Consider the following 18,769-nt stretch of genomic DNA (forward strand, 5'->3'; position numbering starts at 1 on the left):
ATATTATCATTTATGGCTTTAGCCATAGAACCAAATTCATCATTAGATGTTATAGCTATTGGTTTAGGAGCTTGTTTAGTTTCATAGTTTATGTATTTAAAGAATGAAAGTAGACCTTGTTGGATAGTTGATAAATGTTTTAAATTTAAACTAATTAAAAATTTAATTAAAATCAAAGCAACAACTATCGACAACACCCCGACTAAAAGCTGTTTAAAAAATATATCTTCTATCGTATTTGTATAGACACTTTCAGCCATAATTGAACACACATAATATTTTGACATTTTTGGAGATTCGCATATAACTGCTCTATTACCACCCTCACCATCATCTATTATTAATGTTTCTTTTGATATTTTCCCATCTTTGCCCTCTGGTGTTTGCAAATATGCTTCCATTATGTTTTCTGCTAACTTTGTTTTCTGTAGCATTTTACCAACTTCTTCACTAAACATAACAGTACCATCTTTTGCCAAAACAACACTATAACCATCTCTTGATTTGCCCATACTAAGAACATTTGCAGAATATTCAGATAAATCATAATTACCGCCAACAGCACCTATGAATTTACCATTTGATACAATTGGATACGAATATGACATTGAAGGGGCTTTTAAACTAGGAGCAATATATGGATCTGATACAAAAACTTCATTTGGATTATTTTTTACTTCTTTATACCAAGTCCTGCCTCTAGGATCATACCCATCTGCTGGCGTCTGATGATTTCCATTAGATCTTATCATACTACCATCTTCAAATCCCGCATAAAATACAGCAAAGTTACTAGCTTCACCAACACTTTTCACAACAGAATATATTTCTTGTAATGTCATATTTGGATTTCTTGCAATCTCATTAGCTGCAGCTTTAACTGCATTACGCTTTACATAATCATAATATGAAAAGAAAATTACAATATCGTCAACCGTTTTTGTTTGAATTTGTGTCAATAAATCATATGCATTTCTTTTTGACTGAAAATAACTATAGCCACTAACTACTATCAAAACAAGCACAATAAATATACCCATATACATTGTCAACTTATTTGAAATTCCTTTAAACATAGCTCTCCCCTTATATATAAATTAAGTAATGAAAAATATCTACAATAATCTAAACCAAGCTATTAAAAGCTTGGGATAATAGCACCTTTGTATTGTTCATTTATATAATTTTTAATTGTATCACTTTGTAGAACTTTAACTAACTTCTGAATATTTTCATCATTTTCTCTACCCTCTTTTACAACCAAAATATTAGAATATGGGGATTCTTTATCTTCAATTGCTATTGCATCTTGCAGAGGATTTAGATTTGCCAAAAGTGCGAAATTTGTATTAATAACCGAGATTGTAACATCATCTAGCGTCCTAGTTAATTGTGGTGCATCAACCTCTTTAAAGCTCAAATTTCTATCATTTTGTATAACATCTTGTGGAGACACTAAATTCCCTTCTGATAGCTTGATAATACCTTCTTTTTCTAAGATTCTCAATGCTCTAGAACCATTTGATGGATCATTTGGTATTGTAACTACATCTCCATCTTTTAGCTCATCTAGGCTTTTAATTTTTTTAGAATAAACACCCATTGGCTCTAAGTGGATACTAGCAACGCTTACTAGCTTTGTCCCCTTCTCTGCATTAAAAGAATCCAAATAAGGCTTATGCTGGAAAAAATTTGCATCTAAAGATCCATCTTCAAGTGATAAATTAGGAGTTACATAGTCTGTAAATTCTTTAATTTCTAAACTAACACCCTCTTTTTCTAATAATGGAACAACCTGTGAAAGTATCGTAGCATGCGGCTCTGGAGTAGCTCCAACTATTAACTTTGCACTTCCTTTAGTGTCAGCACTAGAATCAGAATCCCCTCCGCACGCTATAAAAAAAACAGCCAAAAAAACTCCAAACACCGAAAATAACAATTTATTTAACATCAAAACCCCTTACAGTTAAAATCATCGTTTTAATTTCCTATATAAAAAATCACCAAAACTTTGGATTAATTGAACTAAGAAGATTAAAATCAACACAGTATATAACATAATATCGCTTTGAAATCTATAATAACCATATTTTATAGCAACATCGCCAAGTCCTCCACCGCCTACTGCACCAGCCATAGCACTAAAGCCAATGACAAGTATTAAAGCAAGTGTAATGCCAGATACAATGCTGGGTAATGCCTCTATAAACATTACTCTAAAAATGATTTGCAAATTACTAGCCCCAAAACTAAGTGAAGCTTCAATAACACCCCTATCAACCTCTTTTAATGCAGATTCTATTATTCTAACTATAAATGGTGCAGCACCAATACTTAAAGGAACAATAGCGGCACTAGCACCTATACTTTTTCCTATTAGCCATTGCGTAAATGGAAATAACACAACCATCAAAATCAAAAAAGGAAAAGACCTAAGAGTATTTGTAATAGTATCTAGCACAACAAATATGGCTCTATTTGGAGATAGTCCATTTGGTGCATGTAACACAAGCAAAATAGCGGGAATAATCGCTAAAGCAGTAGCAATTGTAGTTGCTACAATACTCATATAAAGAGTATCAATTGTAGCTTCTAATAATATATTTAACAATTTATAATCCATAACAATCCTTATCTAAAATCATATTTATATTCCTCATAATATTTCTCTAGCTTTTCTTTCTTACAATCTTTTACAAAAAATATCCCAAGAGTATCTACTCTATCGATACATTCTAAAAACTCAAGCAAACAACCATAAATTTCCAATCTATCAAAAAAATCATGAATGATTATCTTAGAATTTGGATAGTGTTTGATAGACTTCAATGCACACGCTACCCTAAACCTGCCATCTACAAAAATAGTATCAATTTCGCCCCCCCCCCCACTATTAATCGCATTAAATATAGCAGAAGAATACGATGAAAAAGAAGCTTTGCTACTATCATCTACTGGCACTCCCCACTCTTTAGCAGCACCTATATTTACATGAAAAATATTTAATCTATTGCCAAAAATCATTAAATTATTTAATAATTGCCTTGCAAAATTAAAATCAGATTCAACGCTAATTACATTAGCTTCAGTTAGATAAAACATATTAAATGTGCTACCTCCACAACCAAACTCTAAATAACTCTTTAAATCTAAAGTATGCTTTGTAAATAAATTTATCTCCCTTGTAGTTGCATGCATTATATTTGTTGTAATCACCGACATAAAATCCCTTAATCAACTATTTCCCAATTTGTCCCATGTGTGCTTAGGTAACTAAAGACTTTCTCTTTTATATCCTCTTGTATATTTATAACAAGCACACCAAGTGCGATACCACCAAAAGATTCTAAATTCCCCCATACTATGTTACAATCTATATCAAGCTCTCTTGCCATTTTTGTGATAATTGGATTGCTTGCTACTTCCTTTGGAAAATAGATTCTTATATTAACCCCGCTACTTGGTAATATCTCATTTTCTCCCAAAAACTCTCTCATTTTTTTGTCTGGTTCTAGGAATAGCGATTCAATGCTTCCGCATTTTAGAATCTCTCCATTTTCCATAAATGCAGCCTCGCTACATATCTTTTTTACAACTTCCATTTCATGTGTAACAATAACAATTGTGACACCAAGCTTTTCTTTAATTTCTAGCAATAAATCTAAAATAGAACTTGTAATTAGTGGATCAAGCGCACTTGTCGCCTCATCACTAAGAAGTAATTTAGGATTCATAACCAATGCCCTAGCGATAGCTACTCTTTGCTTTTGACCTCCACTAAGCTCACTTGGATAATGCTTGGCCCTATCTTTTAGCCCAACTAGCTCAAGTAGATTATAGATTCTATCTTTATCTATCTTCTCTCCCCAACATTCTAGTGGCAAGATTATATTTTCATACACACTTTTCCTATCCATAAGCGAAAAATGCTGAAAAATCATGCCAATATTTTTGCGTAACTTTCGCAAAGATTCCTTTTTTAGAGATGTAACTTCAACTCCATCTATTTTAATACTACCACTATTTATACCCTCAAGCCCGTTAAATGTCCTAAGCAATGTGCTCTTCCCAGCACCACTATGTCCTACAAGACCAAAAATTGAACCTTGCTTTATACTTAAATTAATATTTTTTAAAACTTCCAGTTTGCCATATTTTTTATAAACTTGATTTACTTCGATGAAATTCATGCTTTTCCAATTTTTAAGATTGCGTATTTTAGCAAAAATTATATGTTTATGTTAAAATACCACACTTTATTCAATGCAATAGGAGTTGCTATGGAAGAAAATGAATTGAACACACTTTTAGAAGGTATAGATAAGCTACTTGAAGAATATAAGCTCTTTAAAGAAGAAAATCAACAATTAAGACAACAAATTGTATTGCTAAAAGCAGAAAATGAAGCAAAAAAATCAGAAATAAACTCGCTTTGTGATGAGATAAATGAAAAAGATAGGATCCTAGAAACTCAAAACAAAGAGTTAGCAGTAATCAAGGATAAGATTCAAAGTGTGATTAAGGGTTGATTATGGATAGTCCATTTCGCGTTTGTATCTATGGAAGATTCTATGAAATACCTTCAAAGGATATATCAAGCGAAACTTTAGCTAAACTAAAAAATCTAGCAGACGATAGTGGCAATGTGAATCCTCGCGATTTGCTAGTAGCATTTTTAGAGTCAAGCGAAGAAACACAAAGCTTAAAACAAAACATACAATGTGCTATCACAAAGTTAAAAAGCAGATAATTGTTCTACTATAAAATATTACCACTAAAACATAATCTACAAGAGCTAACATACTATTCTAAAATACCACTAAAAATAGGACAAATAGTAGAAGTAGAGTTAATAAACAAGATAATACATGGTGTTGTATTTTTAGAATCTAATAAACCAAATTTTGAATGCAAAGAGGCAGTTGCAAGCGAATATTTTCTAAGCAAGATTCAATTATCAATAGCAGAATTTATTACTAGTTATTATTTTACAACAAGAGCCATTAGCTATGGGCTATTTACACCATTTAAAAACAAAGATACAAAGCTAGATTCCATAGAATTCAAACTACAAAGCCTAAGCCAAGCACAAAATTTGGCACTAAACTTCATAAAAGATAGACAAAGCACACTTTTATTTGGTGATACTGGAAGTGGCAAAACAGAAATATACATACATTTAATAAATGAAGCACTAAAAAATAGACAAAATGCAATCTTTCTAATGCCTGAAATCTCGCTAACACCACAAATGGAAAAGAGACTAAAGGCGGTTTTTGGGGACATTTTAGCCTTTTGGCATTCAAAAGTTAGCAAAAAAAAGAAAAATGAAATACTAAACTTAATTTATGATAATAAAATAAGAATCTTAGCTGGTGCAAGATCTGCATTGTTTTTGCCAATACACTCTTTAGGGCTAATAATAATCGATGAAGAGCATGATGATGCATACAAATCAAGCTCAAACCCAACATACCACGCAAGAGATGTAGCACTCTATCTTGCACAAAAACATAATATAAAAATACTTCTAGGATCTGCAACACCAAGCCTCTCTACATATTATAGATTCAAAGAAAATAATTCTATGTATAGACTAAAAGGCACTTACTATAATTCAAACAAAAAATTCGTATTTTGTGAAAATAGTGAAGATAAAATAATTATAAACTCACTACAAAACACCATAGATTCAAATAATCAAGCAATAGTATTTCTCCCAACTAGGGCAAATTTCAAATACTTAATATGCAAATCTTGTAGCACTAGCATACACTGCCCAAATTGTAGCGTTGGAATGAGTTTGCACTTAAAAAATAAAAAACTAAAATGCCACTATTGCCAACACACACAAGAAATCCCACAAAGATGTCCTTGTGGAGGTGAATTAAGTAGCCAAAGAATAGGCACACAAGAATATGTAAAATATCTACAAAGCAATCTAAAAGATTCAAAAATTCAATGCTTTGATAGAGATGAGATAACAACACAAAAAAAACTAACACACATTCTTAATGAGTTTAACAAAAGAAAAATAGATATTTTAGTTGGCACTCAAATGTTATCAAAAGGACATGATTATCACAATGTAAAACTAAGTGTAATTTTAGGCATAGATTACATAGCTCAAAGCTGTGATTATAGGGCAAATGAAAAAGCAATATCTTTACTATTGCAACTAGCTGGACGAAGCGGAAGAAAAGATTCTGGATTAGTTCTAATTCAAAGCAAAAATAAAGAATACTTACAAAATTATCTGCAAGATTACGAATCTTTTTTAAAAGATGAATTACTAATTAGAGAGCACCTATACCCACCATATATGCGTTTAGCACTTGTAAAAATCTCACACATAAACAAAGATAAAGCGATTTTAATAATGGAAAAATTAATCTCCAAAATAAAACAGAATCTAAAAAGCAAGACAACAATAGTAGGATATGGGGAATCTCCAATTCAAAAGTTATCCAACAAATGGAGATTTAGTATCATGCTAAGAAGTACAGAAGCAAAGAATCTGCATGATTCTTTGCTAATATTGCGTGGAGAGAATTGCACAATCGATATAGATCCTATTGATTTTGTATAAAATACCTATAATACATATCTAGCGTTATTAAAAAGCTATGAGATGATACTGGAGAGATAGCGCCAAAATTTACATTTTATGTGCAATAACAAGTATATTCTGCCTATACCAATTATATATTTGCATTGTTCCAAAATTTAGTATTATAAAGTCATAACATACATAATCATTACTAGCAAACAAATTAGCCCAATACGCTGGTGGTTGCTCATTTACATGATGAGTTCCACCTTGGAGAGGAATTGCAGCTGAAAAAATTATAATATAAGATAAACTAGTTAATAAATTTATGAAATTTTGAGCATATTTTACTTCAAAATGTTCTGCAACTTCTAAGCTCTCTGCTACATCAAAGGGCTTAATCCTCCCACCCCCCCCCCCCGCATACTAGAGGCTTTATAAGTTTCATTATTATTTAAAGATTCTAAGATTTTTTGATAATCATTTGTTAGATTTACTTGTTGATAATTTGATTTTGGGATAAAAAACATAGAATCTTCCATATTATTCCCATCAATACCAAACACCCTAATAGAAGAATCAAACTCGCTCCAAGCTTTAAGCCAAGTGCCAACGCACAACCAACATCAATGACACTTTTTGGTTACAAAAAATTTATTGTGTGTATTGCAGATCTATAACTGCCTTCTGCTTGTTTGTAAAATTATTCATCATAAATTTTTACAATATTTTCTAGTTCCATTATAATCTCCAAAATTTTTGGAGATTAATCATGCTAATGTGCTACTGCCTCGCTTATACCAACTCCGCTCTGTGCTCTAAAATCTTGTGCTTCAAATCCTGCTCTATCGATTGTAGCTCGTTTTGAATTATCAAGTTTAGAAATAACATAAATTAACACAAAAGTAAGTGGCATAGAAAAAATAGCCGGGTGATCATATGGGAAGATAGCCTCTTCAAATCCAAAGCTCTTCACCCAAATGCTAGGGCTTAAGACAACTAATACAACCACAAAAATAAGTCCTATTAACCCACCAAAAAATGCACCTTTTGTAGTTAATTCTTTCCAATATATGCTAAGTAATAATATAGGAAAATTGACACTAGCTGCTATGGCAAATGCCAATCCAACGGTAAAAGCTACATTTTGCTTCTCAAAAATAATCCCTAAAAATATCGCCAAGATTCCAATGCCAATTGTTGCAATTTTGGTAACCTTCATCTCTAACTTTGGATCGCATTCTCCATTTTTACACACATTTACAAACAAATCATGACTTATAGCTCCAGCACCAGAAATAGCAAGTCCAGCAACTACTGCCAAAATAGTAGCAAATGCAACTGCAGAGATGAATCCTAAAAATAAATCACCGCCAATCACTTGTGCTAAAGTAACAGCAATCATATTTGAAATACCATTGTAGCTTCCATCTTCGTTTAAGAAGTTTGGATTCCCAAGCAATAATGCAATAGCACCAAAGCCAATAATAAATGTAAGGATATAAAAATATCCTATAAGACCGGTTGCATAAAATACTGACTTTCTAGCCTCTTTTGCGTCTTTAACCGTGAAAAATCTCATTAAAATATGAGGAAGCCCAGCAGTTCCAAACATCAAAGCAAGTCCTAAAGAAACAGCAGAAATAGTATCAGGCAAAAATCCTCCAGGTAACATTATTTTCTCACCTTGAGGGTGATTTTTCACCGCTTCTGCAAAGTAATAACTAAGATCAAATTTGGTTAAATATAAAATCATAATCGACATAAAAGTCGCTCCACCAAGCAATAAAATAGCTTTAATAATTTGCACCCAAGTTGTCGCATGCATACCACCAAATACAACATAGCAAATCATTAAAATTCCAACCAAAATAACAGCAGTAGCATACGGAAGCCCAAATAACACTTGTATTAGTTGCCCTGCACCAACCATTTGTGCGATTAAATAAAATACAATTACGCTAAGTGCAGAAATAGCAGATATAACTCTAATGGGCTTTGAATCTAATCTATATGCAGTAATATCTGCAAATGTGAATTTCCCTAGATTTCTGAATTTTTCAGCAATCAAAAACAAAATAATAGGCCAACCAGCCAAAAAACCAATAGAATAAATAAGCCCATCAAAACCATTTGTAAAAACAAGTGCAGTAATCCCCAAAAAACTAGCCGCACTCATAAAGTCTCCTGCAATAGCAGTTCCATTTTGCAATCCTGTGATATTACCACCTGCAGTGTAAAAACCACTTGCACTTTGTGATTTTTTGTTTGAATAAAAAGTAATTCCCAAAGTCGCAAGAACAAATATCACAAACATACTAACTGCAATAGGATTGAAGCTAGACATACCAGCACTACCCACATCAACAGCAGCACCAAAAACACTTGAAATACTAATAATAAATCCTAACAATATTTTATTCATAATTTTCCCTCTCTTTTGTTTTGCCTAGCTTCAAATCATCTAAAGCACCACTTTTTTCCAAATCCTCTATAACTTCTTGTTGAACTTTGTCAAAATATTTATTTGCAAAAAATGTATAAAGTCCGGTTGTTAAAATACATAAGATTATTAAAAAAATACCAACCATAATCCCAAGCGTAATGGAGCTAGGTCCAAGCCTATAACCCAACACATCGGGAAACAATCCAATTCCAGCTACAAAAACATAGTAACATATAAGCACTACTATTGATAGTGTAATGGCAACTTTGTTTCTTAAAGTAACAAATCTCTTAAATTTATTTATAGATTCGTAATAATTGCTATTGCGCTCCATTAATACTCCTTTGTTATTAGGTTTAATAATATCCTACACTAATTTATACTAATAGTAATTGAATCTAGCTTACTTTTTGAAAATAGTTTTATATATGTTTAGTAGAGTAACAAGTATATTTATATGAGTAATAAAGTAACATATAAATGTTACTTTACAATTAGAATCGGTATAGGAGACTTTTCAGAGAAACTACTTTGATTGCTTGAAAAAATACTATTCCAAATACTACTCTCACTATGTCCTATCGCCAATAAATCATAATCTTTAGAATACTCTAGCACTTCCTCTACTGCTTCACCTTCTAGCATAACACTTGTAACATCAATATTATTATTTCTAAAAATATCAACAAACTTTTCTAATAGCTTACTACTTTCTTTGTTTTCTTTGTTTTCTATCTCTTCATATGCTGCAAGTGCTGCCTCTCCATATAGCATTATTGGCGTTTTTACATGCACTAAAGTAATGCTAAAGCGTTCATCTTTCCCAAAAAAATCAACAATAAAACTAGCAGCCTTTTGACACGCCTTTGTATCATCAATTGCAAATAAAATCTTTTTCATAACCCCTCCTAATTTATGTAATTAGATTCTATTTTGCCCCATAAACTTTTAAAAGGCAATATTTTAATTTGATCTTTACTTTCTATATCACATCTATCTTGTGAAAAAATAGCAATAGCACTACTTCTAAAAATAGGCAAAATCTCCCCAGAGGTATAACCCCTAACCACACTAAACTCTCCATTTTTAATATCTCCAAGCATAGCTTCTACTCTATTTTTTTTTCTAAAAGATTCAGTATTTTTTAGAGATATATATTGCAAATAATGTGCACTAGCACCACTAAGCTGCCTTAAAAATGGAATAATTAAAAACTTTAACAACACACAAGAAGCTAAAGGATTCCCTGGTAATGCTACTATAAACTTATCCCTATTTTTACTTCTATATTTTGATACCATTATTGGTTTTCCTGGTTTAATATTTATAAAATCAACTATAAACTCACCATTTTCACTTAGAATCTCGCGCATAAAATCAGCCTCGCCTTTACTAGCTCCACCAGTTGTAAAAATCACATCATAAGCACTATCTAAAATAGCCCTTATACTATCCTTATCATCTCTTAATACTCCACCATAGCTACACTCTATACCAACTTCTTTTAGATTCTCTATTATCATTGTTGTATTTGAGTTATATATTTGATAGTCAGCTGCACTCTCCCACGGCTCTTTTAGCTCATCTCCACTAGAAAAAACACAAATTTTTAGCTTCTCATACACACTAGCATGACTTATGCCTTGTGAAGCTAGAATCATTAATGCACTTGAATCTAACTCATCTCCAACACTTAAGAGTATATTTCCCTTGCTTACTTCTTCTCCCATAATGCGAATATTTTGTCCCTTTTGATATTCTTTATTTAATACTATCTTCTCTGCACTAAAGCCCCCTTCTACCTCTTCAAATGGCACTACAAAGTCTGCGCCATTAGGTATCTTTGCTCCTGTCATTATTTTTATAGATTCTCCACTTTTAATGCTAAGAGAAGAAAAATCACCAGCTAGTATCGTTCCTATCACTTTGCTTTGTCTATCACTTAGACAACAAGCAAAGCCATCCATAGCAGAATTATCAAACGCAGGTAAAGACTTTTGGCAAATAATGTCCTCACTTAAAATTCGTTTATTTAAACTAGATAGAGGCAAAATTTGTGTCTCTAGCTTAAAGTTTCTACCGGCTAATTCTAATGCTTTTATCGCTTGTGTTAATTCCATGTTTATCCTTGTAGTTTTTTTAATTGTAAAAAATTATTAGCTATCTTTACTGCACTTTCTTTTATTGTTGTATCATCTATATTTTGATTGTTAAAGCTAAGACATAAAAGCTCTCTAGCCCTATCTTCACTAAACCCCATAAGTCGCAAAACAAAAGAAGGACTAGAAAAGCCATATAAACAATCAACCCCATTAATTAAAGATATATCATCAAAAAGCAAACTTTGAATGAGATTTCTAGCCCTACTAGATACAAGCCCCAATGGTAGCGTATTTTTTGGCGTGTTGTAGAATCTATACACATCATCATGCAATATTTCTTTTATATGCTCAAAAAATCTACAAGCATAGTCTATACCGCTACATTCTTGCTTTAGCGATATTGCTTTTATGAATACTTCATACAAATTTTCTATCTCTAAATACATACTTAAAGCACTAAGCCCAAAAAAATCACTCTTTTTACTGCACAAGATTCCATATCCTCTAAGAACCCCTAGATTTTCACCATTTATAAGCATGAAATTTGCATTTTTTGGTAGTGGCAAATTTAGTGCTAATGCATAGCTAATATCCCAAACACTAAAGCAAGAATGAAGTATTTCATCTAAATATAGATTCGAAGTTAAAATATCTTCATTTAAATACGGAACAAAAAAACACTTAACTCCATTAGAGAGTGCCTCTCTTACTCCGCTTTCAACACTTCCATTATCGATATTTGGGATAATTTGTATGCAATTATTATGTGTTCTTGAGGCTTCATATAGCATTTTATTTGCACTTGCAATTACTCCAACTCTACCATAAGCCTCACATAAACTAAGCAAGAAAGAAAAAGATTCCAAACTAAAACTAAAAGGGCGCGATATAGCACAATGCAAAGTCTCGCTTAAAGCTTGATTGTCTTTTTTGGATTTTTGTTGTGCATTTGGCGTGATACTTAGCATATTTACTCTATCTCCACCAAGCATATTTATTAGTTCTCTATTAAGCGGTGGATTATGCAAAAAATCAAACATCAACTATCCTTTAATGTCCTTGTTCCATTGGTGTTTATAATATCTGAAAAACTATCAAGATAATCAAGATATGCAATTAAATATTTTCTACTTAATGGAAAATGTCTCTTAAAATTATTAATATCCAAATATCCTTCATTTTTTATAATAGACCTCATCTCTTCAAGTAGCTTAGATAACGCACTAGATGTAATAAATAGCTTATGACTAAGTCTTAATACCTTCTTTTCTTTAGTTAGAATCTTTAAAGCATCATCACCTGTTTTTCTATCAATATCTAAAACATCATAAATATTATATGGTGCAAGTGGTTCATACTCTTGGGTAAGTAGCATAGAGTATATTTCATTATACACATAACTATGCACACTATCATTAAAGCTAGGAGATACAAAAAAAAATTCTTTTTTAACAACTAGTTTATCGCTAATTGCACACTCTAAAGCAAGTGCAGCAAGATTTTCCGATACCCATGAGTATTTTTGGGTTAATAGTGTGCTTGATAGAAGTGCTTTTTTATTCTTGTGTAATATTTCTTTAATATATCCTAGCACAACATCTATACTGCTTTTTGGATATACGACTAAATTTAGGCTATCTACATAGCAATTCTCCAAAGTATTAGCAATATTTAGTGCTTCTTCTTTTGAGATTGCAAATCTTTGTGTAGCACTAAGAAGTCCAAATCCTTTTTTATGCACTTCTAAAAGCAACAAAAACGCATTTTTAAAATCTCTTTTATATAAAAGCTTTACACAATGTAATTTTTGAGACTTCTTCATAGGATCTGCTATTGCTCCAAGTATGCTACCGCCACCTAGTGTTACATTATCATCTCTTATTATGAATCTCTCTCCAAAAATTGCAAAAATCTTTTGTTGCGTTTTTATTGTTGCATACTTTTTAGAATCATCTAAAAACAAGATTCTAGCGTTGCACTTTAATGCACCTATATAAAATATTACATCACTATTATGTGCTACATCACTAAAGAGTTCAATACTAACTTCTAAAGTATCAAATCCCCTAAAATAGCCCTTCTTTGTTAGCAAATCGCCTCTTTTTAGCTCATTATGTGATACTCCACTTAAGTTTATAGCAACTCTCTCTCCAATGTTTGCTACTTTTAGATACTCGCCATGGTTTTGTATATTTTTTATATTTAATGCCCTATTTAAATTACAACACCAAATTTTATCTTCTAAAGCCAACCTTCCATCAAGCAATGTCCCACTTACAACACAACCTATACCCTTTAGCGTAAATACCCTATCTATGTAATATCTAAAAACATCTAAATTTCTATGAATCTTATTTGGTAGTGAGAATAGATAATTTTTTAAAGATTCAATGCTTTTTTTATCATGTATTGAAGTGTGAAATATTTTTAAAGGAGAGATTAGCTCTAGTATCTCATTTGTCGCATTTGTAGTATCTATATCTTCTAAATCACATTTTGTAAAAACAACTATAAAGCTACTAACTCCAAGCAATTTTGCAATTTTTATATGCTCTATACTTTGTGGCTTAAGCCCTTCATTTGCAGCTACTACAAGCATACAATAGTCCATACCAAACGCACCTGCTATCATATGCTTTACTAGCTTCTCATGTCCAGGCACATCGATAAAAGAAATATTTTTATTATTGCTTAGACAATTAGAGAAGCTCAAATCAAGCGTGATTCCTCTTTCTTGCTCTTCCTTTCTGCTATCTCCCCAAAAACCATTTATAGCCTCTATTAGACTTGTCTTTCCATGGTCTATATGTCCAATAGTGCCTATAATTAAATTTTGCATTCCTCTAAAACCTCTTTTATTTTTAGAAAATCTCTATCAAATATCGTTCGTATATCAAGTATAACTGCACCATTTTCTATCCTAGCAATTATTCCACTATCTCGCAAATACCTCTCAAGCTCTGATTCATCTTTACTTACAAGCGAGATTCCAAATGATTTTAACTGCTTATTTGGCATAGCACCACCACCGCTATAACCTATTGCCTCAATTATTGTGGCATTGTATTTTTTTGGCAACATTTCATATAAAGTTCTTGCTCTTTTTTCAAGCTCATCTAATGTATAGCTCAACATTTTTGCAGTTGGTATTTTGTCTATATCACCCTTTAAATAACAAAGTAGCGTAGATTCCAAAAGACAAATAGTAAATTTATCCACCCTTAGCATACGCAAAAGCTGGTTTTTCTTTAATTGGTCTATATATTTTTTTTTGCCAAATATAATCCCTGCTTGCGCTCCGCCTAAAAGCTTATCTCCACTAAAACTAACTAGGCTTGGTTTTAGTTTAGCTATTGTCTCTAAAGAATCTTCACATACATTAAAATTACTACTAGTTTCTAAAAATCCGCTTCCCAAATCGTAATAATCTAAAATATCATGCTTATTTGATAGTAAAATTAATTCCTCAAATGAAACTTCACTACTAAATCCAACTATGTCGTAATTTGATTTATGAGCCTTAAAAATCATTGCAGTATTTTGGTTAATAGCTTCTTGGTAGTCCAAAATATTTGTCTTATTTGTTGTGCCAACTTCTTTTAAAATCGCACCAGCATTTTCCATAACTTGAGGAATCCTAAAGCTTCCACCTATCTCTACTAGCTCACCTCTTGAGATTATCACCTCTTTATTTTTTGCAAATGTATTTAGTATTAAAAAAACAGCAGCTGCATTATTATTTACAACAAGGACATCTTCGCATTCTAACAAATTTACAAAAATCTCTTTAAGGTGTATATATCGCTCACTTCTCTTGGCTAATTTTTCATCATATTCTAAATTGTTATAAGCACTCAAAACATGCTTTGCTTCATCTAATAATTCTTCGGAAAATACACTTCTTCCTAAATTTGTATGCACAACAATTCCAGTAGCATTAATAAGTGGCTTTAATGATTTTCTAAAGACAGATTCATAGATTTTTGATATTTCAAGCACACATTCATCAATGCTTAAAATCTTGCTACCCTTAAGTAATTCTTGCCTATAAATCTCTAAAAATTTATTTATACACTTTTTTAAAAATCCTCTATTAAACCCAACAAAAGATTCATGCTCTAATAATTTGTCAATTTTAGGAATATTCCTAAAGACTTCTTTATCTATAGTTTCCATCAGCACCCATTCTCAAGCTTCCATTATGGATTATATGAGGGCTATTACTTGCCTTACGCATAAATAATGGTTCTAATAACTCTAGCAGTCTATCTGTGCTAGCTTCTATATCTAGTTGTTTTTCTGCTTCTTCAAACTCTTTGCTAAAATCACTCTTTAGTACTTTTTTGATCGCAGAAACCCATGGCTTAATTTCTTCATTAGTAGGGATTCTTAGATGGTCTTCTTTACATGCTTCAGGCACTGCTACTGCTATACCTGCTCCTGCCATTGCTTCTTCCATACCGCCATTTCCACCACTTATTACGCATGGGACTTTATTTAGCACTGCCTCACTTATAACTCTACCCCAAGATTCATAAGCTATAGATGGAGCTAATAATACCTTTGTTCTTTTATAAACTTCTTTCATATTATTTGTAGCTTTCATAAAATCAACATTTGTAAATTGTTGAGGCTTGTATGGACACTTTTCTTTATTGCTTGATAAATGCATTAAAGGCAAAGCTTCAACAAAACTAACCCTAGTATCAATTACTAAAAACTTTAAATCAGGTAACTCTTTTTTGCAAACTTCAGCTATTTTTGCAAAGATAGTAGCACCCTTACTTGGTGAAGGATTTACAAAAGTTATATATTGCGGATCTCTTTCTTGTGTTACACATTTATCCTTATCTATAAAAATACCAGTGCTACATACATTAAGTCTATCCCTAATGCCATATAAATTAGCTGTGGCTTTGGATTCTGTAAAGATTAAATCACAATCCCAAAACTCAAAATGAGGATGATTTGCATTACACAAAGGATATACAAATGGGATACCTCTTTTTTTAGATTCTGCTTGTATTGCTACTCCTATTGTTCCGACACAATATCCCATAGCAATATCAGGTCTATATGTATTGCACATCATTGTAAAGTATTGGAAAAAATCCCACAACTCTTTATAAGTCATTAAATTTAAATCTCTATTTTGGCACACAAGATATCTATATTCTATGCCACTATCATGAATAATTGCTGGAGAATTAACGCCCCTTTTTATCTCTTCTTCTAAATTTCCAAAATAAGTAGTGCCTCTAGGAGAATCAAAGACAAAACTGCTTAAAACTTTAACTTCAATACCCCTTTTTACCAAAGATTCAAGCATTGTTCTTACCTGCAAGGCAGCACCAGAGCTAGTATCGTGCAAATTAAATGGACTAACATACAAAAGCTTCTTACCCATGATATAACCTTATAAATACTTTTAATGAATTTTAACACATTTTCAAATGCTCAATTACACTAGAGCAAATTTCATCATAATTACCTTTCAAATGAGATTCAAGTTGTGTTTTATTAAATGTCCTTTGTCTTTTTGTAAGTTGCATTGTGTGGGTTACTATCAACTCTTGGGCTTCTTTTAGCGAGATTCCACCTTTTATATAAGATAGAGATTCTTTAATGCCTATGCTTTTTATCCATTGCTTTGTTTCTCCATATTTATCCACCAAATATCTAACCTCATCTATAATACCTCTATCAAACATATCTTGCGTTCGAATCTGTATTTTTTTTAGCAATTCATCTCTACTAAGCAGAATCTCAAAGATTACACATTGTTTTATTATTGGCTTTGGAGGATTTTTAGCAAAATACACACTAGGCTTTGTGTTTGTAGCAAAATATATGCTTAAAGCCCTATCTATCCTATAAGTATCACTTGGTTTTAGATTTTTAGCATATTCACTATCAACTGAATCTAAAAACATATATCTTTCTGCAACACCTCCTATGCTATCTAGCCCTTCTTGTATGTAATCTTTATCAAGCTTAGGAATCTCTGATAGGCCACTAAGCAATGTTTTTAGATAAAAACTACTACCACCAACAATTAAGAGTTTCTTATTATTATCCCTACAAAAAGATACTGCTTTATTATATTCATTAATAAAAGTATTGACATTATGACTATTAGCTGGAGAAATAATATCAAGCCCAAAATGAATAATATCTCCTCTATCTTCTTTACTTGGCTTTGCAGAAGCAATATCTATTTCTCTAAACACACTAAGTGAATCTAATGACAGAATAGCACAATCAAATAAACTAGCAACCTCAAGCGATAACTTGGTCTTGCCACTGCCACTACCGCCAAGTATTGCTATATGTCCTATATCTCTCACTACGAAAAATTCTTAGAATTTAAAATGGCATTACTAATCACACCCCTTATGCCATCTCTCTCTAAACTCAAAACACCTTGTGAAGTAGAGCCTCCCGGACTCATTACACTCTCTTTTATCAAGCTTGGGTGAATCTCATCTAACAAAGCAGAAAACCCATAAAATAATCCTTGAACTACCTCTCTTGCCTCATCTCTACTAAGCCCATACGCAACTGCACTATCAATAAACGATTCTGCAATAATTGCCAAAAATGCTGGAGAACAACCACCAACTGCTGTTGCGATTGACATTTTCTTCTCATCTATCCATACACACCTACCTATTGTGCTAAAAATATCAAACGCTTTGTCTTTAGATTTTGTATCACCACAAAGACTTGTGATTGATTTACCAAATTGTGCAGCTACATTTGGCATAGCCCTTATGTAGGTTTCACTACTAATTTCTGTTTTTAATGAATCTAGATTCACTGCATTTAGTATCGAATACACAACCCTTGCTTTGCCTTTGTATGAAAACTCCCTAATAGCATATGGTTTAATACACAAAAGAACATGGCAATCTTGTATATCTATGGTGTTGTCGTCTAAAAAGTATGGTTCTACATTAAATGAGTTGCCCTGTGATAACTCATCACAAAAAGCACAAATCTTAAGCTTATCTCTACCGCAGACTTTGAGTTTAAATCTATCTCTTAGTCCAAATGCGAGGGCTCTAGCCATCTTGCCATATCCGACAAGTATTAATGTTTCCATTTTTGCTTAAGAGTTTTTATTTGAAAAGTCAAAAAACTTAGAAATGGGCTCTGATAGACCAAAGTTTTCGTATCTAAAGCTCTCTAAAACAACTTGAGCCATCGTAGCATTATCAAAATTAAACAATAAAGGAGCTAGAAAATTAACCGTGGATTCCTCGATTGGTTCTTTTATGCATACTATATTTAAAGTTACCAATTTAGTGCTATTTGTATCTGTATTTGTTTTGGTAGATAATTCCAAGAGTGCTTTAATTGGCGCAGGAATCTCAAACTCATAATCACCTCTCATAGCGTATGGATTAACCAGCGTAAAAGATATGCCATCATCTCCACAACTCTTTAACTGCATGAAAGTTTCATCATCTTTTGAAATTCTCTCAAGCTTCATTTTTTCAATATGTTCAAACCCTAAAATCGGTGATTTAACCACAAATTCCATACTTTTTCCTTAAACTCTCTAAGCTTTATGTTTATTTTATGTAATTGTGATTTTATCGCAAGAAAAACAAAAAATCAATTTTATTTAGATAGTTTTTAGAAAAATTATATTTCTTATTAGCTATA

The 18,769-nt window shown here is 32.0% G+C and carries 20 protein-coding genes; 3 read left to right on the forward strand and 17 right to left on the reverse strand.

Features of this window, described 5'->3' with window-relative positions; all coding sequences use genetic code 11:
* From PF022_RS07755 to PF022_RS07775, 5 genes are all read right to left on the reverse strand, one after another.
* On the reverse strand, window positions 1-1,076 hold a 1,076-nt coding region (locus PF022_RS07755), incomplete at its 3' end, for a PDC sensor domain-containing protein (RefSeq protein WP_271021881.1).
* A 62-nt stretch (window positions 1,077-1,138) separates the two neighbouring features.
* The gene (locus PF022_RS07760) at window positions 1,139-1,951 is read right to left on the reverse strand and encodes a MetQ/NlpA family ABC transporter substrate-binding protein (protein WP_271023420.1); all 813 of its coding nucleotides are present in this window, start codon (window positions 1,949-1,951) and stop codon (window positions 1,139-1,141) included.
* Window positions 1,952-1,972: 21 nt separating this feature from the next.
* Complete coding sequence (locus tag PF022_RS07765) at window positions 1,973-2,623, reverse strand: methionine ABC transporter permease (protein ID WP_271021883.1); 651 nt, start codon at window positions 2,621-2,623, stop codon at window positions 1,973-1,975.
* Between the two features lie 8 nt (window positions 2,624-2,631).
* Window positions 2,632-3,222 carry a hypothetical protein gene (locus tag PF022_RS07770; RefSeq protein WP_271023422.1) on the reverse strand — a complete coding sequence of 197 codons (591 nt, stop codon included), beginning with the start codon at window positions 3,220-3,222 and terminating at the stop codon, window positions 2,632-2,634.
* 8 nt (window positions 3,223-3,230) lie between these two features.
* On the reverse strand, window positions 3,231-4,190 hold the full coding sequence (locus PF022_RS07775; protein ID WP_271021886.1) for a methionine ABC transporter ATP-binding protein: 960 nt from the start codon (window positions 4,188-4,190) through the stop codon (window positions 3,231-3,233).
* A gap of 90 nt (window positions 4,191-4,280) precedes the next feature.
* Between PF022_RS07775 and PF022_RS07780 the strand changes: the two genes are divergently transcribed.
* The 3 genes from PF022_RS07780 to PF022_RS07790 are packed head-to-tail and all read left to right on the forward strand — an operon-like array spanning window position 4,281 to window position 6,589.
* Window positions 4,281-4,529 (forward strand): hypothetical protein, encoded by a 249-nt coding sequence (locus tag PF022_RS07780; protein ID WP_271023423.1) that lies wholly within the window; start codon window positions 4,281-4,283, stop codon window positions 4,527-4,529.
* A 2-nt stretch (window positions 4,530-4,531) separates the two neighbouring features.
* Window positions 4,532-4,750 carry a hypothetical protein gene (locus PF022_RS07785; RefSeq protein ID WP_271021888.1) on the forward strand — a complete coding sequence of 73 codons (219 nt, stop codon included), beginning with the start codon at window positions 4,532-4,534 and terminating at the stop codon, window positions 4,748-4,750.
* Window positions 4,751-6,589 (forward strand): primosomal protein N', encoded by a 1,839-nt coding sequence (locus tag PF022_RS07790; protein WP_271021889.1) that lies wholly within the window; start codon window positions 4,751-4,753, stop codon window positions 6,587-6,589.
* A 344-nt stretch (window positions 6,590-6,933) separates the two neighbouring features.
* On the opposite strand, the gene PF022_RS07795 is transcribed toward PF022_RS07790, so the two are convergent.
* The 12 genes from PF022_RS07795 to fliW all read right to left on the reverse strand — a co-directional run bounded on the left by PF022_RS07795 (window position 6,934) and on the right by fliW (window position 18,644).
* A complete protein-coding gene (locus tag PF022_RS07795) occupies window positions 6,934-7,092 on the reverse strand; it encodes a hypothetical protein (RefSeq protein WP_271023424.1) in 159 nt (52 codons plus the stop codon).
* A 233-nt stretch (window positions 7,093-7,325) separates the two neighbouring features.
* Window positions 7,326-8,975: a cation acetate symporter gene (locus PF022_RS07800; protein WP_271021891.1), complete on the reverse strand. Its 1,650-nt coding sequence runs from the start codon at window positions 8,973-8,975 to the stop codon at window positions 7,326-7,328.
* On the reverse strand, window positions 8,968-9,330 hold the full coding sequence (locus PF022_RS07805) for a DUF485 domain-containing protein (protein WP_271023425.1): 363 nt from the start codon (window positions 9,328-9,330) through the stop codon (window positions 8,968-8,970). Before PF022_RS07805 ends, PF022_RS07800 begins: the two co-directional genes overlap by 8 nt.
* 149 nt (window positions 9,331-9,479) lie before the next feature.
* Entirely contained in the window at window positions 9,480-9,896 is a 417-nt protein-coding gene (locus tag PF022_RS07810) for a universal stress protein (RefSeq protein WP_271023426.1), read from the reverse strand.
* Between the two features lie 8 nt (window positions 9,897-9,904).
* Window positions 9,905-11,116, reverse strand: coding sequence for a molybdopterin molybdotransferase MoeA (locus tag PF022_RS07815; RefSeq protein ID WP_271023428.1), 1,212 nt, complete (start codon window positions 11,114-11,116; stop codon window positions 9,905-9,907).
* 2 nt (window positions 11,117-11,118) lie between these two features.
* Window positions 11,119-12,138: a nitrogen fixation protein NifS gene (locus PF022_RS07820; RefSeq protein ID WP_271023430.1), complete on the reverse strand. Its 1,020-nt coding sequence runs from the start codon at window positions 12,136-12,138 to the stop codon at window positions 11,119-11,121.
* A complete protein-coding gene (gene selB / locus PF022_RS07825; protein WP_271023432.1) occupies window positions 12,138-13,937 on the reverse strand; it encodes a selenocysteine-specific translation elongation factor in 1,800 nt (599 codons plus the stop codon). The genes PF022_RS07820 and selB overlap by 1 nt, the downstream gene beginning before the upstream one ends.
* Window positions 13,925-15,274 carry an L-seryl-tRNA(Sec) selenium transferase gene (selA, locus tag PF022_RS07830; protein WP_271021897.1) on the reverse strand — a complete coding sequence of 450 codons (1,350 nt, stop codon included), beginning with the start codon at window positions 15,272-15,274 and terminating at the stop codon, window positions 13,925-13,927. The genes selB and selA overlap by 13 nt, the downstream gene beginning before the upstream one ends.
* Window positions 15,258-16,505, reverse strand: coding sequence for a glycosyltransferase (locus PF022_RS07835; protein WP_271021898.1), 1,248 nt, complete (start codon window positions 16,503-16,505; stop codon window positions 15,258-15,260). Before PF022_RS07835 ends, selA begins: the two co-directional genes overlap by 17 nt.
* Window positions 16,506-16,536: 31 nt before the next feature.
* Window positions 16,537-17,445, reverse strand: a complete 909-nt coding sequence (gene miaA, locus PF022_RS07840; RefSeq protein ID WP_271023433.1) for a tRNA (adenosine(37)-N6)-dimethylallyltransferase MiaA — start codon at window positions 17,443-17,445, stop codon at window positions 16,537-16,539.
* Window positions 17,445-18,203, reverse strand: a complete 759-nt coding sequence (locus tag PF022_RS07845) for a pyrroline-5-carboxylate reductase (RefSeq protein WP_271023434.1) — start codon at window positions 18,201-18,203, stop codon at window positions 17,445-17,447. Before PF022_RS07845 ends, miaA begins: the two co-directional genes overlap by 1 nt.
* A gap of 6 nt (window positions 18,204-18,209) precedes the next feature.
* Window positions 18,210-18,644, reverse strand: coding sequence for a flagellar assembly protein FliW (gene fliW, locus PF022_RS07850; RefSeq protein WP_271021901.1), 435 nt, complete (start codon window positions 18,642-18,644; stop codon window positions 18,210-18,212).
* Between the last annotated feature and the right edge of the window lie 125 nt (window positions 18,645-18,769).

It is taken from the genome of Helicobacter sp. WB40 (assembly GCF_027859275.1).
Classification (GTDB): Bacteria; Campylobacterota; Campylobacteria; order Campylobacterales; family Helicobacteraceae; genus Helicobacter_D; species Helicobacter_D ibis.

Coding starts and splice junctions, on each gene's coding strand:
- PF022_RS07760 (WP_271023420.1), bottom strand. CDS start 1,951: ATGTTAAATAAATTGTTATTTTCGGTGTTTGGAGTTTTTTTGGCTGTT.
- PF022_RS07765 (WP_271021883.1), bottom strand. CDS start 2,623: ATGGATTATAAATTGTTAAATATATTATTAGAAGCTACAATTGATACT.
- PF022_RS07770 (WP_271023422.1), bottom strand. CDS start 3,222: ATGTCGGTGATTACAACAAATATAATGCATGCAACTACAAGGGAGATA.
- PF022_RS07775 (WP_271021886.1), bottom strand. CDS start 4,190: ATGAATTTCATCGAAGTAAATCAAGTTTATAAAAAATATGGCAAACTG.
- PF022_RS07780 (WP_271023423.1), top strand. CDS start 4,281: ATGGAAGAAAATGAATTGAACACACTTTTAGAAGGTATAGATAAGCTA.
- PF022_RS07785 (WP_271021888.1), top strand. CDS start 4,532: ATGGATAGTCCATTTCGCGTTTGTATCTATGGAAGATTCTATGAAATA.
- PF022_RS07795 (WP_271023424.1), bottom strand. CDS start 7,092: ATGGAAGATTCTATGTTTTTTATCCCAAAATCAAATTATCAACAAGTA.
- PF022_RS07800 (WP_271021891.1), bottom strand. CDS start 8,975: ATGAATAAAATATTGTTAGGATTTATTATTAGTATTTCAAGTGTTTTT.
- PF022_RS07805 (WP_271023425.1), bottom strand. CDS start 9,330: ATGGAGCGCAATAGCAATTATTACGAATCTATAAATAAATTTAAGAGA.
- PF022_RS07810 (WP_271023426.1), bottom strand. CDS start 9,896: ATGAAAAAGATTTTATTTGCAATTGATGATACAAAGGCGTGTCAAAAG.
- PF022_RS07815 (WP_271023428.1), bottom strand. CDS start 11,116: ATGGAATTAACACAAGCGATAAAAGCATTAGAATTAGCCGGTAGAAAC.
- PF022_RS07820 (WP_271023430.1), bottom strand. CDS start 12,138: ATGTTTGATTTTTTGCATAATCCACCGCTTAATAGAGAACTAATAAAT.
- selB (WP_271023432.1), bottom strand. CDS start 13,937: ATGCAAAATTTAATTATAGGCACTATTGGACATATAGACCATGGAAAG.
- selA (WP_271021897.1), bottom strand. CDS start 15,274: ATGGAAACTATAGATAAAGAAGTCTTTAGGAATATTCCTAAAATTGAC.
- PF022_RS07835 (WP_271021898.1), bottom strand. CDS start 16,505: ATGGGTAAGAAGCTTTTGTATGTTAGTCCATTTAATTTGCACGATACT.
- PF022_RS07845 (WP_271023434.1), bottom strand. CDS start 18,203: ATGGAAACATTAATACTTGTCGGATATGGCAAGATGGCTAGAGCCCTC.
- fliW (WP_271021901.1), bottom strand. CDS start 18,644: ATGGAATTTGTGGTTAAATCACCGATTTTAGGGTTTGAACATATTGAA.